The 13,616-nt window shown below is 70.1% G+C and carries 11 protein-coding genes; all 11 read left to right on the plus strand.

Annotation, left to right across the window (positions count from 1 at the left end):
- Nucleotides 1–149: 149 nt before the first annotated feature.
- The 11 genes from ACEN9G_RS25785 to ACEN9G_RS25835 all read left to right on the plus strand — a co-directional run bounded on the left by ACEN9G_RS25785 (nucleotide 150) and on the right by ACEN9G_RS25835 (nucleotide 13,613).
- The gene (locus tag ACEN9G_RS25785) at nucleotides 150–1,337 is read left to right on the plus strand and encodes an NnrS family protein (RefSeq protein WP_483127174.1); all 1,188 of its coding nucleotides are present in this window, start codon (nucleotides 150–152) and stop codon (nucleotides 1,335–1,337) included.
- Nucleotides 1,338–1,349: 12 nt separating this feature from the next.
- Nucleotides 1,350–2,735, plus strand: coding sequence for an oxygen-independent coproporphyrinogen III oxidase (gene hemN / locus ACEN9G_RS25790; RefSeq protein WP_483127175.1), 1,386 nt, complete (start codon nucleotides 1,350–1,352; stop codon nucleotides 2,733–2,735).
- Nucleotides 2,736–2,870: 135 nt separating this feature from the next.
- Nucleotides 2,871–5,435 (plus strand): EAL domain-containing protein, encoded by a 2,565-nt coding sequence (locus ACEN9G_RS25795; RefSeq protein ID WP_483127176.1) that lies wholly within the window; start codon nucleotides 2,871–2,873, stop codon nucleotides 5,433–5,435.
- Complete coding sequence (locus ACEN9G_RS25800; protein WP_483127177.1) at nucleotides 5,432–6,256, plus strand: HDOD domain-containing protein; 825 nt, start codon at nucleotides 5,432–5,434, stop codon at nucleotides 6,254–6,256. The genes ACEN9G_RS25795 and ACEN9G_RS25800 overlap by 4 nt, the downstream gene beginning before the upstream one ends.
- Before the next feature lie 46 nt (nucleotides 6,257–6,302).
- Nucleotides 6,303–7,652: a response regulator c-di-GMP phosphodiesterase, NosR family gene (gene nosR / locus ACEN9G_RS25805; RefSeq protein WP_413345701.1), complete on the plus strand. Its 1,350-nt coding sequence runs from the start codon at nucleotides 6,303–6,305 to the stop codon at nucleotides 7,650–7,652.
- Nucleotides 7,630–8,151 carry a response regulator gene (locus ACEN9G_RS25810; protein WP_483127178.1) on the plus strand — a complete coding sequence of 174 codons (522 nt, stop codon included), beginning with the start codon at nucleotides 7,630–7,632 and terminating at the stop codon, nucleotides 8,149–8,151. The genes nosR and ACEN9G_RS25810 overlap by 23 nt, the downstream gene beginning before the upstream one ends.
- Nucleotides 8,152–8,293: 142 nt before the next feature.
- Nucleotides 8,294–9,265 (plus strand): HDOD domain-containing protein, encoded by a 972-nt coding sequence (locus ACEN9G_RS25815; RefSeq protein WP_413345899.1) that lies wholly within the window; start codon nucleotides 8,294–8,296, stop codon nucleotides 9,263–9,265.
- 400 nt (nucleotides 9,266–9,665) lie between these two features.
- On the plus strand, nucleotides 9,666–10,076 hold the full coding sequence (locus tag ACEN9G_RS25820; RefSeq protein WP_495605470.1) for a chemotaxis protein CheW: 411 nt from the start codon (nucleotides 9,666–9,668) through the stop codon (nucleotides 10,074–10,076).
- Nucleotides 10,063–11,361 carry a CheR family methyltransferase gene (locus ACEN9G_RS25825; RefSeq protein ID WP_483127180.1) on the plus strand — a complete coding sequence of 433 codons (1,299 nt, stop codon included), beginning with the start codon at nucleotides 10,063–10,065 and terminating at the stop codon, nucleotides 11,359–11,361. Before ACEN9G_RS25820 ends, ACEN9G_RS25825 begins: the two co-directional genes overlap by 14 nt.
- On the plus strand, nucleotides 11,358–11,963 hold the full coding sequence (locus ACEN9G_RS25830) for a chemotaxis protein CheW (protein ID WP_483127181.1): 606 nt from the start codon (nucleotides 11,358–11,360) through the stop codon (nucleotides 11,961–11,963). The genes ACEN9G_RS25825 and ACEN9G_RS25830 overlap by 4 nt, the downstream gene beginning before the upstream one ends.
- 15 nt (nucleotides 11,964–11,978) lie before the next feature.
- Nucleotides 11,979–13,613 (plus strand): methyl-accepting chemotaxis protein, encoded by a 1,635-nt coding sequence (locus ACEN9G_RS25835; RefSeq protein ID WP_483127182.1) that lies wholly within the window; start codon nucleotides 11,979–11,981, stop codon nucleotides 13,611–13,613.
- Nucleotides 13,614–13,616 lie beyond the last annotated feature (3 nt).

Here is a 13,616-nt window from a genome sequence, read left to right on the forward strand (position 1 = left end):
AATGCAGCTTTATTTGAAATGCTTGACCCAGTTTAGGAAACGGCGCGGGACACGCCCATCGGCACGGCGGACTAGTCACTTTGGCCGATTGTCCGGCGCCCCGGCGGCTCATAACATGCAGCGTAGATACCACTTATAAGGAGGCCGCCATGGCCCTCATGACCATCGAAGAAGCCCGGCCGGCGCCCGCACCCGGCCACGGCGCGCCGCTGTTCGCCCTCGGCTTCCGCCCGTTCTACCTGCTGGCCGCCGCGTTCGGCGCCCTCGCCGTGCCGCTGTGGATCGCGGCGCAGGCGGGCGTGCGCCTGCCCGCGCGCATCGACATGTTGTGGCATATGCACGAGATGGTGTTCGGCTTCGCGCTGGCCGTCGTCGTCGGCTTCCTGTACACGGCCGGCTACGCCTGGACGAAGCTGTGGACCCCGCGCGGCAAGGCCCTTGCCGCCATCGCCGCCGTGTGGGTGGCGGGGCGGATCGCGATGCTGGCCGCGCCGCCCGTCGTCGGTGCCCTGGTGGACGCCGCGTTCCTGCCGGTCGCCGCGTGGCCGCTGTTCCGCGTGCTGAAGCAGTCGGGCAATATGCGCAACATGTTCCTCGTCGGCCTGCTCGCGCTGCTCACCCTGGCGAACGTGTGCTACCACGCGGCCGCGCTGGGCTGGATCCGCGTGAATCCGCTGGCGCCCGTGCACGCCGCGATCCTCCTGATCGTCGTGATCGAAATCGTGATCGGCGGCCGCGTGATCCCCATGTTCACCCGCAACGGCGCGCCGGGCACCCAGCCCGTGCAGGATGCGCGCCGCGACAAATGGGCGCTGGTGCTGACCGTGCTGGCGGGCCTCGCGTGGATCGCCGGCCTGCCGGCGCCCGCGACGGCCAGCCTCGCGCTGTTCGCCGCCGTCGGCCAGGCCATGCGCCTGCTCGGCTGGCAGCCGTGGCGCACGTGGCGCAACCCGCTGCTGTGGATCCTGCACGTGTCGTACTTCTGGATCCCGTTCGGCTTCCTGCTGCTGGCGCTGGCGCAGTACGGCGTCGTCACGGGCAGCGCCGCGCTGCACGTGCTGACGGTCGGCGCGCTCGCGGGCCTGATCATGGGCATGATCACCCGCACGGCGCTGGGCCACACGGGCCGTCCGTTGAAGGCCGGCCGCGGCGAGACCGCGATGTTCGTGCTCGTGCAGGCGGCTGTCGTGCTGCGCTTCGCCGCCGGCGTCGTGCCGGCCTGGCGCGACACCGGCCTGGTGCTCGCCACCGTGTGCTGGAGCGCCGCCTTCCTCGCCTACCTGGCGGTCTATGTGCCTTACCTGACGGCCGCCCGCATCGACGGCCGCGAAGGCTGAACCGGAGTGACCATGCATCCCACCATCGAATTCGACGCCGACCTGATCGCCCGCATGACCCAGCGCGGTCCGCGCTACACGTCGTACCCCACCGCCGACCGTTTTACCCCCGCGTTCGGCGCCGGCGAGTTTGCCGCCGCCGCGCGGCCGGGCAGGCCGCTGTCGCTGTACGTGCACATCCCGTTCTGCGAATCGCTGTGCTACTACTGCGCGTGCAACAAGATCATCACGAACGACCACGGCAAGGCGGTGAAGTACCTGGGCTACCTGCTGCGCGAGATCGACATGCAGGCCGCGCTGTGCGCGGACGGCGCCGTCGTCGAGCAGCTGCATTTCGGCGGCGGCACGCCGACTTACCTCAGCGACGCCCAGATGGGCGACCTGCTGGGCCATTTGCGCAGCCGCTACGCGTTCGCGGCCGACGACGCGGGCGAGTTTTCGATCGAGATCGACCCGCGCACCGTGGACGCCGCCCGCATCCGCACGTTGCGCCGCCAAGGCTTCAATCGCCTGTCGCTGGGCGTGCAGGACTTCGACGAGGGCGTGCAGCGCGCCGTCAACCGCATCCAGCCGGAAGCGCTGACGCGCGACGCCATTACCGCCGCGCGCGAGGCGGGCTTCCGCTCCATCAGCATCGACCTGATCTACGGCCTGCCGCTGCAGAACGTGACGACGATGGCGGCGACGCTCGACAAGGTCGTCGCCGCGGCGCCGGACCGCATCTCGGTCTACAACTATGCGCACATGCCGCAGCTGTTCAAGTCGCAGAAGCTGATCCGCGACGAGGACCTCCCGGACGGCGCGACGAAGCTGGCGATGCTGGGCCTGTGCATCGAGCGGCTCGGCGCGGCGGGTTACGTGTACATCGGCATGGACCATTTCGCAAGGCCGGACGACGAACTCGCGCGCGCGCAGCGCGACGGCACCCTGCACCGCAATTTCCAGGGTTATTCGACGCACGCGGACATCGACATGGTCGCCTGCGGCGTGTCCGCCATCAGCGCCGTGAACGGCACCTATGCGCAGAACGAGAAATCGCTCGAGCGGTATTACGCGCGCATCGGCCGCGGCGAGCTGCCCGTGGCGCGCGGGCTGGCGCTGTGCAGCGACGACCTGTTGCGGCGCGACGTGATCCAGAAGCTGATGTGCGACTTCGCGCTCGACCTGCGCGGCCTCGCGGCGCGCTGGGACGTCGCCGTCGCGGAGCATTTCGCGCCCGAGCTGGCGCGGCTGGCCGACCTGGCGCGCGACGGCCTGCTGACCGTGACGCCGGACCGCATCACCGTCACGCCGAAGGGCCGCCTGCTGGTGCGGAACATCTGCATGGTGTTCGATGATTATTTCGGCAAGCCGGCCGCCGTGCCGTTGCAAAGGATGCAGTATTCGCGTACGGTGTAGCGTTGCCAGAGCGTCCAGACTGTATTCGCAGAGACACAGTTTCCGCAAATATGTGAACATTCCGTGCGGCAATGTTCTATATTCTCGACATAAGGCTTGATTCCTCTCAAGCTGATCGAGTTTTGCCAAACTGCCATGAATGCAGCCACCTTACATCTTCCCGCGCCCAGGATGGCGCCGACGCCGCCATGCCCGGAGGGCTATGTCGCGCTCGAATGGCTCGAACATGCGCCCGGTTTCGTCGCCTTCCTCGTCGGTCCCGACCTCGTGTTCGCCCATGCGAACGACGCGTACAAACAGCTGGTGGGGCGCAGCGACCTGATCGGCCTGCCGATGGGCGACGCACTGCCGGAAGTGGCGGAGCAGGGCGTCGCGGCACTGTTGAAAGCGGCGCTGACCACCGGCGAACCGGTCGTGCACCGTGCCTGGCCGGTCCAGCTGGCCGGTCCCGGCGGCGCGCTGCAGCTGCGCTACGTCGACTTCGTGGCGCAACCCGTGCCGCACAGCGCGGCGCAGGGCGGCGCCGGCCTGCTGATCCTGGGCAGCGACGTGACGATGGAGACGGTGTCCCAGCGCGACCTGCAATTCAGCCTGACGCACGACATGCTCACGGGCCTGCCGAACCACGCGCTGTTCCGCGACCGCCTCGAGCACGCGCTGCGCCGTGCCGCGCGGGCCCAGCGTCCGCTGCAGGTGGCGGCGCTGCAGCTCGACCTGTTCAAGCGCGTCCACGCGCTGGTCGGCCACGCGGGCGGCGAGCGCATGCTGGTCGAGATCGCGCGGCGCATCGAGCGCGCCGCCGGGCCGGAGGTGACGGTCGCCCGCGACGGTGCCGACAAATTCCTGTTGCTGCTGGAAGGGACGCAGCAACCGCAGTTGACGGCGCGCATCGACGAGATCATTCGTACCGTCGCGGCGCCGTTCGAACACGCCGAACACGCCGATCACAGCGTGTACGTGACCTGCTGCGTGGGCGGCGCCGCGTTCCCCCTGAGCGGAGGCACGGCGGAAGACCTGCTGCTGGCCGCCGACCGCGCCCTCGCGTGCGCGCAGGAAGCGGGTGCCGGCACCCAGCGCTGGGACGATACGCTGCCCGCCGACGGTGGCCTCGACCGGCTGCGGATCGGCTTCGCGCTGCGCGAGGCGCTCGCGGGCGACGGCCTGTCCCTGCGCTACCGGCCGCGGGTCGACCTCGTCAGCGGCGCGATCTGCGCCGTGGAAGCGTCGGTCTGCCTGCACCACGACGGCGCCGCGGTGCCGTCCGCCACCCTGCTCGGCGTGGCCGAAGAGTGCGGCCTGGCCGGCGCGCTGGCCGACTGGGTGCTGCGCCACGCCGCCGCGCACGCGGCACAGTGGCGCGCGCACGGACACACGGCGCTGCGCGTGGGCGTCAACCTGTCGGCGCGCCAGGTCTCGATGTGCGACCTGGAGGGGACCATCCTGCCCGCGCTCGCGGCCGCGGGCGTCCCGCCGAGCTGCCTCGACCTGGAGCTGGCCGAGCACCTGCTGGCGGACGACGCCGGCCGGCTCGCCGACTGCCTGCACGCGTTGCGCAACGCGGGCATCCGGCTGTGCCTCGACGGCTTCGGCACCGGCTCGTCGAGCCTCGTCAACCTGCAGCGGCTGCCGATCGACGTCCTCAAGATCGACGGCTCCTTCATCGCGCGCGTGCCCGACGGGGACAGCGCGGCGGCGGTCGTGGATGCGATCGTCACGATGGGGCACAGCCTCGGCATGCGCGTCGTCGCCGACGGCGTCGAGCGCGAAGGGCAGTGCGACTTCCTGGCGCGTCACATGTGCGATGCGGTGCAGGGCGATTTCGTCTCCGCGCCGGTGCCGTTCGACGCGCTGACCGCGCTGCTGCAGACCGGCCCCGGCCTGGCGCCGCGCCTGCTGCGCTTCAACCGCACGCAACCCACGCTGCTGCTCGTCGACGACGAGCCGAGCATCGTGTCGTCGCTGCGGCGCCTGCTGCGCGGCGACGGCTACCGCATCCTGACCGCGAACAGCGGCAGCGAAGGCCTGAAGCTGCTGGAAGAACATACCGTCGACCTGATCGTGTCCGACCAGCGCATGCCCGAGATGACCGGCGTCGAATTCCTGCGCAAGGTGCGCCAGCTGTACCCGGATACGGTGCGCATCGTCTTGTCCGGCTACACCGAGCTGCAGACGGTGACGGACGCGGTGAACGGCGGCGCGATCTACAAATTCCTCACCAAGCCGTGGGACGACGAGCAACTGCGCGGCCACATCCAGGAGGCGGTCGCATACGGCGCGATGGCCAACGAAAACCGCCTGCTCACGCTGGAAGTGCGCACGGCGAACCAGAAGCTCGCGGCCGTGAACCGCCAGCTCGAATCCGTGCTGGCGCGCCAGCGGAGCGACATCGAACAGGGCGAGATCAGCCTCGACATCGTGCACGAGGCGCTCGACAACGTGCCCGTGCCGGTGCTGGCGGGCGACGACACCGGCACCATCGTGCTGGCCAATCGCGCGGCGCACGGGCTGTTCGCGGCGCAGGGGCCCGTGCTGGGATGCGCGCTGCGCCAGCTGTTCCCGGGTTTGCCCGAGCCGCTGCCGGACGGCGCGAGTTTCGCCTTCGAACACAAGCTCGGAGAGCAGCGGCTGCATGCCCGCGCGCAGCCGATGGGCAACGGCTCCCAGTCGCGGGGCTGGCTGATCGTGATCGAGCCGGCATGACGACGACCGTGGTGGAACTTACCCAGGTGGTGCAGCGCCTGCGCGACCTGCCGGCGCTGCCGTCCATCGTGCTCGACCTGATCAGTTCGTTCGGGCGCGAGGACGTCGACGTGACGACGCTGGCGGAAAAGATGTCGCGCGACCAGGCGCTGGCCGCGAAGATCCTGCGCCTGGCGAATTCGTCGTTCTACGGCCTCCCGGCCAAGGTGAAAACGGTGAAGCAGGCGATCGTCGTGCTCGGGTTCGACAGCGCGCGGGCGCTGGCCGTGGCGAGCACCGTCATCGACCGCTTCGGCGGCGCCGGCGGGCCCAGGGTCGACGTCGCGCACTTCTGGCGCCATTCGATCGCGACGGCGCTGTGCGCCCGCAGCCTCGCGCGCCAGGCGGGGCTCGACCAGGATGCCGCCTTCATCGGCGGCCTGCTGCACGACATCGGCCGGCTCGTGCTGGCGATCAGCTTTCCCGAACAGTATGCCCGGGTGATCGCCGAGTACGAAGACGTGGGCCTGTCCGCGGTGGAGCGGCGCGTGCTCGGCGTGGACCACGAGCACGCCGGCCAGCTGCTTGCCGAGGCGTGGAAGTTCCCGCCCGTGATCCAGCGCGCGATCGGCCGGCACCACGCGCCGGCCGCGGCCGACCTGGCCGACATCCCCGGCGTCGTGCACGTCGCGAACGGGCTGGTGCACGCGCTCGATCCGAACGGGCGCATGGCCGGCGTGGCGGCGGCCAACCTCGGCCTGTTGCCGGAACAACTGCAGGCCGTGTGCCGCGAGACGGAAGGGCAGTTCGAGGAAGCGTGCCGCCTTTTGATGCAAGATTAGCCATGAACGACATTATCGAGAGGGCTGGCGCCATGGAGGCTCAGTCATGAACATGTTTTCCGCCACCGCGCGCCCGGATGCGCCCGCGGCCACGATCCTGTGCGTCGACGACGAGCCGAACATCCTCGCCGCGCTGCGCCGCCTGTTCCGCCGCGAACACTACAAGGTCCTCGTCGCGGGCAGCGCCGCGGCCGGGTGGGCCGTGCTGGAAGAAGAGCACGTCGACATCGTGATCTCCGACATGCAGATGCCGGAGGTGAACGGCACCGAATTCCTCGAACGCGTGCGCCAGCGCTGGCCGGATACGCTGCGCCTGCTGCTGACGGGCCACGCCGACCACGAGGCCACCGTCGGCGCGATCAACCGCGGCGAGGTCTATCGCTACATCACGAAGCCGTGGAACGAGGAGGCCATCCTGCTCGTCGTGCGCGACGCGCTGGAACGCCAGTCGCTGCAGCGCGAAAAGATCCGGCTCGAAGAACTGACGCGCCAGCAGAACGAGCAGCTGCGCGACCTGAACGCGAACCTGGAGCAGCGCGTGCGCGAACGGACTGCGGAATTGTCCGCAGCCCAGAAATCGCTGCAGGCCTCGCACGAACGCCTCAAGAACAACTTCCTCACGCTCATCAAGGTGTTCTCGAGCATGGTCGAGACGCGCGCCGGCGCCGTGCCCGGCCACGGCCGCAAGGTCGCCGACCTGGCGCGCCGCATCGCCATGCGCATGGGCCTGACCGCGCGCGAGGCGCAGGACATCTTCGTGGCGGGCCTGCTGCACGAAATCGGCAAAACCGGCTTTCCCGACGGCCTGATCGGCATTCCGGAATCCGTGCTGAAAGGTGACAATCTCGGGCTCTACCGCACCTACCCGCACCTGGGCGAACAGCTCCTGATGCCGCTCGAGGAATTGCGCGAGGCGGCACGCATCATCGGCGCCCACCGCGAGCGCTTCGACGGCGCCGGCTTCCCGGAAGGCATGGCCGGCTTCGACATTCCGCTCGGGGCGCGCATCCTGGCGGTGGCCCACGATTACGAGGCGCTGCAGCGGGGCCTGCTCGCGCAGCGCCGCGCGGATGCGGCGCAGGCGACGGAACTCGTCGCGGAAAGCCGCGGCAAGCGCTACGACCCGGAAGTCGTCGAAGCGTTCTACGATATCCGCACCGGGCGCAGCGTGGCCGAGGTGATCGCCGAAGTCGCGATGGGCACGGCCCAGCTCAAGCCGGGCATGGTGCTCAGCCGCGACCTGCTGTCCCCGGAAGGGACGCTGCTGCTGTCGGCCGACCATGTGCTGTCCGACCGGATGCTGAAGCAGCTCACCGAATACGAGCGCCGCTCGTCGATCGAATTACAACTTTTCGTGAAGTCAGGGTCTCCCGATGCGCCGCATTCTCATTCTTGACGACGAACCGTCCGTGCTGAGCGCGTTGCGGCGCACCCTGCGCGCGGCATTCCCGGCGGACGACGTCGTGATCGAAGCGTTCGACGAGCCGGAAGCGGCCGTGCTCCGTGCCGGCGAACAGGACTTCGACGTCGTCATCTCCGACTACCGCATGCCCGGCCTGAACGGTGCCGACGTGCTCCAGCTCATGAAAGGCCTGCAGCCGGAAGCGGTCCGCATCGTCGTGTCCGCGACGAAGGAAATCCTCGAGGTGGCCGACGCCGTGAACCGCGCCGAAGTGTTCCGCTACCTGGCCAAGCCGTGGCAGCAGGAAGAACTGGTCGCGACGGTGCGCGAAGCGTTCGCCCGCCGCGACCGCCGCGCGCCGCCGCGTCCGGCGGCGGCGGCGGCGGCGGCGGCGGCCGGCGGACACGACGACGTGTTGCGCCGTCTCGAGCAGGACGAGCCCGGCATCACCCGGGTCGACTGGGACGAGGACGGCAATATACGCCTGTTCTGACACGGCATCCTGTCCGGATCGGCGGGAAACAGTGCTCCCGTGCCGTAATATCCGTCATATTATGTGGATTGAATTGCCATAAGGCAATTTATTTGACACAATCCCGCCCATAACGATATTTACATGGGCACGGAGGCATGTCATGGGTTGGATTTCACGTTTGATGGGCGGTTCGGACGGCGGCGCCAGCCCGTCCGCGGCGGCGGCCAAGGCCGGCGAGCAGAAACTGGAGCAGGCGCGCGAAGCCGAACGCATCGGCCACGACATCGATGCGGCGTATTACCGCTGGCTGACGGGCTCGGCCCGTTTCGATGCGGCGCCGGACGTGGAACAAGGCATCCTCGACGAGGTCCGGGCGCTCGCGGCCCGGCCCGGCGATGCGGCCGGGCTCGTGCCGCGCGTCCCCGAAGTGATCCCCCAGCTGCTGGGCAGGCTGGGCGCGGAAGACGTCTCGACCACCGACCTGTCGCGCCTCGTCATGCAGGATCCCGTGCTCGTGGCGGAAGTGATCCGCGAGGCCAACAGCGCGTTCTACCGCCCCATGACGAAGGTCGATACCGTCGAGGCCGCCATTAAGCTGCTGGGGCAGAACGGCCTGCGCATGGTGCTGGCGCGCGTCGCGTTCCGGCCCGTCATCAACATGGAGTCGGACGGCTTCGCGCGCCGCGTCGCGCCGCGCGTGTGGGACCAGTCGGAGCGGTGCGCGCTGGCCGCGAGCCTCATCGCGCCGGGCATCCCCGCCGGCGGCTTCGAAGCGTACCTGGCCGGCCTGATGCAGAACGTGGGCCTGATCGTCGCGTTCCGCCTGTGCCCGGACCGCGCCGTCCCCGGTTCCACCGGGTTCAGCAGCCAATTGCTGGCGCTGGGACGGCAGCTGTCGGCCGGCATCGCGCGCCATTGGGAATTTCCGGCGGAGGTGACCCTGGCCATCGAACAGGCGGGCGCGCCGGACGCGTCCAACCTCGCGCGGGCGCTCGTGCAGGGCGACCGCATCGCCAAACTGCGCCTGCTGATCGACGCCGGCACCGTGCCCGAGGACGATGCCCTCGTCACGGATGGACTCGACAGCTTCCAGCGCCGTTGCCTCGGCAAGCTGGCCCACCTCGAGACCTGATCACATTACCCACACTCGTTGTGAGGAATGTCAATTTTTAGCAACAATATAACGATAACCGCTGTCGTTTAATTTGCGACAGAATTATCGAATTTGCGGTATTTTAAGATGCGCGTGGGCGATTTATTGCTAGAAATTTCATGAAATCCCTAGGTTTGGCCATTCTTGCTGCATGCCGAGCCTGTACATACGTCCATGCCACGCGCGATGGGACTGACACGCCGGCCGCAAGGTCCGCTAGGATCAGGCTCATGCGAAGAATGCCAGCGGTCGCCTGGTATCGCATCGACAGGAGATGAGCATGAATCCCTCCGCTTTTGCGCCCGAAGCGGCGTTGCCGGCCCGGCAACCGGCAGCACTGCAGGTTCTTGAATTCGATTGCCGGGGGCGACGCTTTGCCGTGCCGCTGGCGTCCGTGCGGCGGGCCGTGCTCAGTGCGCGGCCGGTGCCGCTGCCGGGGGCGTCCGACATCGTGCTCGGCGTGCTCGACGTGGGCGGCGAGACCGTCACCGTCGTCGATTTCGCCCTGCGCGCCACCGGCCGCCCGACAGTCATCACGCCTTCCCAGCAATTCCTCATCGTCGAGATGGACGGGGTCCTGTGCGCGCTCGTGGTCGACGCGGTCGTCGGCCCCGCCACCGCGGTGCCGGACAGCGGCTGGCCGGACGCCGCGGGCGCGGCCGATTACGTCGACGGCGTGGTGCGCCTGCCGGACGGCCTGTGCCTCGTGATCGATCCGGCCCGGTTCCTGTTCGAGCACGAACGGGTGCAGCTGACGCGAGCGTTGGGAGCGGTGGGTGAGCGCCATTGACGATACCGTCGTCGCCGACGTGTTCGACCTGGCGGCGCAGCGGGTCGAGGCCGCGACCGGCCTGACGTTCACGGGCCTGCGCCGCCGCCAGTTCGACGCCGCCCTGGAGCGGATGGCCGACGCGCTGGGCCTGCCGGGCGCCGCGGCCTGCGCGTCGTGGCTGCTGGCCGGGCCGTGGGACGATGCCCTCAGCGCCCTGTGCGCGCGCTTCCTCACCGTCGGCGAAACGTATTTCCTGCGCGAGCCGCGCGCCTTCGACCTCGTGTGCGACCAGGCGCGCGCCCTGCTGGCCCGGGGGGCGGCGCGTCCGCTGCGCATCTGGAGCGCCGGCTGCTGCACGGGCGAGGAACCGTATTCGATCGCGCTGGCGCTGCGCCGCGACGTCCCGCAACTGCCGCCCGAACGCGTCGACATCCTCGCCACCGACCTGAACGACGCCTTCCTCGACGTCGCGCGTGCGGGCGTCTACCGGCGCTGGTCGTTCCGCCGCGCCGACCCGGCCGAACTGGCCCCGTTCATCCAGCCGCTCGGCGACGGCCGCTTCGAAGTCGACGCCGTGCTGCGCGCCCAGGTCCGCTTCGCGCAGATGAACCTGGCCAGCGGCACGTATCCGTCCGCCATGGACGTCATTTTCTGCCGCAACGTCCTGATGTACTTCGGGCCCGAGCAGTCCGCGCGCGTCGTCGCGCGGCTGCGCGCCGCCCTCGTCGACGGCGGCTGGCTCGTCGTGAATGCGAGCGAGGCCTCGACCCGGCTGTTCCAGGGCTTTACCGCCGTGTACCTGGAGGATGCCGTGTTCTTCCGCAAGGACGCGCTGCCCGCGCCGGCGCCGGTGCCGGTGGAGCCCGCACCAGCCGCGAGCCGACCGGCGCCGGCGCCGCGCCCCGAACCGTTGCCGGCCGCGGCGCCGACCGCGCCGGTGCCGCCGGACGATGCGGCCATGGCGCGCGTGCACGCGCTCGCGCAGGCGGGCGGGCGCGAGGAGGCGCTGCAATGCCTGCGCCGCGCGGTCGAGGCCGAGGCGCTGTCGGCCCCGTTGCAGCAGCGTGCCGCGCTGTTCGCGCTGGAGCAGGGCGACCCGGCCCTCGCGCGCCATTGCGTGCGGCGCCTCCTGTACCTCGAACCGGACAGTGCGTTCGGCCACTACCTGTGGGCGCTGATCGAAGACGCCGCGGGCCGGCGGCCGCGCGCGCGCAGCCTGCTGCGCGACTGCCGCAGGCTGGCCGGCGCCGCCGACGCCGAACTGGGCGGCGCGGCGGCGGCGTGGCTGGAGCGGATGTCATGACGGCCGCCTTCGACTGGGAAGCCTTGTCGCGCCGGCTCGAAGCGGCCGCCGCGGGCCTGGACGCGCTGGACCGCATCGAGCCCGGCGCCCGCGAGCGCGTGCTGGCCGCGCGTGCCGCCGCGCTGGCCGCGGCGGGCGCCGCGGCGGTCGCGGCACCACCGGCTGGCATCGAGGTGCTGGCCTTCCGCTGCGGCGGCGAGCGCTACGCGTTCGACGCGGCCTGGGTCGCGCGCGTGCTGCCGGCGCTGCCGCTGACTACCTTGCCCGGCGTGCCGGACGTCATCGACGGCATCACGATGTGGGAAGGCGACGTGCTGGCCGTCGTCGACCTGCGCGTGCTGCTCGCGCTGCCGCTGACCGAACTGGCCGACCCCGGCGCGCTGATCGTCCTGCGCGGCGAGGAGAGCCGGTTCGCCGTGCTGGCCGAGGCGATCGACGGCACCCGGCGCTTCCCGCACGACTGCCTTGGACACGACCTGCCGATGCTGGCCGACCCGGACGCCAGCTACCTGCTCGGCGTCGCCCCCGACCGCACCGCGCTGCTGGACGCGCGGCGCCTGCTTGCCGATTCCACGCTGATCGTGAATACGGACCACCAATAACAAGAGGAGATTCCCATGCGCGCCCTGGCCGACTTTTCCACCCGCGCGAAACTGATGCTCGGTTTCGCATTGATCGTCGTGGCGATGGCGCTGTCCAGCTTCTCGTCGTGGAACGGACTCGCGCGCCAGCGGGCGTTGCAGCAACGCCTGTACAACGACGACCTGGCGATCACGATGAACGTGCTGGAGCTGCGCAGCGCCATCAACCGCGAACGCGTGGCGCTGCTGTCGACGCTGGTTGCGGGCAGCACCGTGCAGGCGGGATTCGGCCGCCAGCTCGAGGCCGAGGAAGGTGCGATCCGGAAGCTGCTCGGCGAGCTCGCCGCGCACAAGGACGCCGACCAGGCGTTTGCCGCGGACTACGCGCGTCTCGTCAACGCCTACCAGGAATACGGCGTCGTGCGCGACAACGACGTGCTGCCGCAGGTGCGGGCCGGACAGCGCGCGGCCGCCGGCGAAGCGGCGACGGGACGCCTGCAGAACACGTTCGACCGGCTCAGGACCGTCGCCGACGAGATCGCGGCGAAGCAGATGCAGGAAGCCCGGACCCGGATGCGCGATGGCGAGGCGCTGGTGGAAAGCGCGGGCGTGACGCTGATCGTCCTGAACCTGGCGGTCGTCCTGCTGGCGTTCGTGAAGACGGTGTGGCTCAACCGCGCCATCGCGGTTCCCCTCCGGGAAGCGACCACCGTGGCCGCGCGCATCGCGACGGGCGACCTGCGCGCCGACGTCCCGGCCGGCACGAGCCGCGACGAGGTCGGGCAGATGCTGCGCGCACTGGGCGACATGGTGCAGTCCTGGCGCACCCTCGCGGCCGAGACGACGCGCGGCGTCGCCACGCTGACCGGGGCCGCCGGCGAGATCCTGTCCAGCACCGCGCAGGCGGCGGCCAGCACGGCCGAGACGGCGGCCGCCGTCAGCCAGACCACCGCCACCGTCGAGGAGGTCAAGCAGACCTCGCTGCTGGCGTCCGAGAAGTCGCGCGCCGTGTCGGACGCGGCGCAGCAGGCCGCCCGCACGGCCGCGGAGGGGCGGCGCGCACTGGAAGACAGCATGAAGGGCATGGAATCGATCCAGGAAAAGATGGAAGCCATCGCGTCCACCGTCGTGCGCCTGTCCGAGCGCAGCCACGCGATCGGCGAGATCACGGCGACCGTCGCGGGCCTCGCCGAGCAGTCGAACCTGCTGGCCGTGAACGCGGCCATCGAGGCCGCCAAGGCCGGCGAGCATGGCCGCGGCTTCGCCGTGGTGGCGCAGGAAGTCAAGAGCCTCGCCGAGCAGTCGCGCCAGGCCACGCGCCAGGTGCGCGAGATCCTCGGCGAGATCCAGAAGAGCGTGGGCGCGGCCGTGATGATCACGGAGCAGGGCGCCAGGACGGTGGCGCAGGGCGTCGAGCGGGCCGCGCAGGCCGGCGAGGCCATCCGCGGGCTGACGGACAACATGACGGAGGCGGCGCAGGCGGCGGTGCAGATCGCCGTCTCGAGCCAGCAGCAGCTGGCCGGCATGGACCAGGTGGTGCTGGCGATGGAGAACATCCAGCAGGCCAGCACGGAGAACGCGGCGGGCACGCGCCAGGCGGAGGCGTCCGCGCGCAACCTGCACGCGCTGGGGCAGTCGCTGCGCCAGACCATGACCCGCTTCCAATTCTGATTC

The sequence above is a fragment of the Massilia sp. Masssp94 genome, from assembly GCF_059491305.1.

Excerpts from the sequence above, each read along its gene's own strand:
- ACEN9G_RS25785 (WP_483127174.1), top strand. The coding sequence starts at position 150 with ATGGCCCTCATGACCATCGAAGAAGCCCGGCCGGCGCCCGCACCCGGC.
- hemN (WP_483127175.1), top strand. The coding sequence starts at position 1,350 with ATGCATCCCACCATCGAATTCGACGCCGACCTGATCGCCCGCATGACC.
- ACEN9G_RS25795 (WP_483127176.1), top strand. The coding sequence starts at position 2,871 with ATGAATGCAGCCACCTTACATCTTCCCGCGCCCAGGATGGCGCCGACG.
- ACEN9G_RS25800 (WP_483127177.1), top strand. The coding sequence starts at position 5,432 with ATGACGACGACCGTGGTGGAACTTACCCAGGTGGTGCAGCGCCTGCGC.
- nosR (WP_413345701.1), top strand. The coding sequence starts at position 6,303 with ATGAACATGTTTTCCGCCACCGCGCGCCCGGATGCGCCCGCGGCCACG.
- ACEN9G_RS25810 (WP_483127178.1), top strand. The coding sequence starts at position 7,630 with ATGCGCCGCATTCTCATTCTTGACGACGAACCGTCCGTGCTGAGCGCG.
- ACEN9G_RS25815 (WP_413345899.1), top strand. The coding sequence starts at position 8,294 with ATGGGTTGGATTTCACGTTTGATGGGCGGTTCGGACGGCGGCGCCAGC.
- ACEN9G_RS25830 (WP_483127181.1), top strand. The coding sequence starts at position 11,358 with ATGACGGCCGCCTTCGACTGGGAAGCCTTGTCGCGCCGGCTCGAAGCG.
- ACEN9G_RS25835 (WP_483127182.1), top strand. The coding sequence starts at position 11,979 with ATGCGCGCCCTGGCCGACTTTTCCACCCGCGCGAAACTGATGCTCGGT.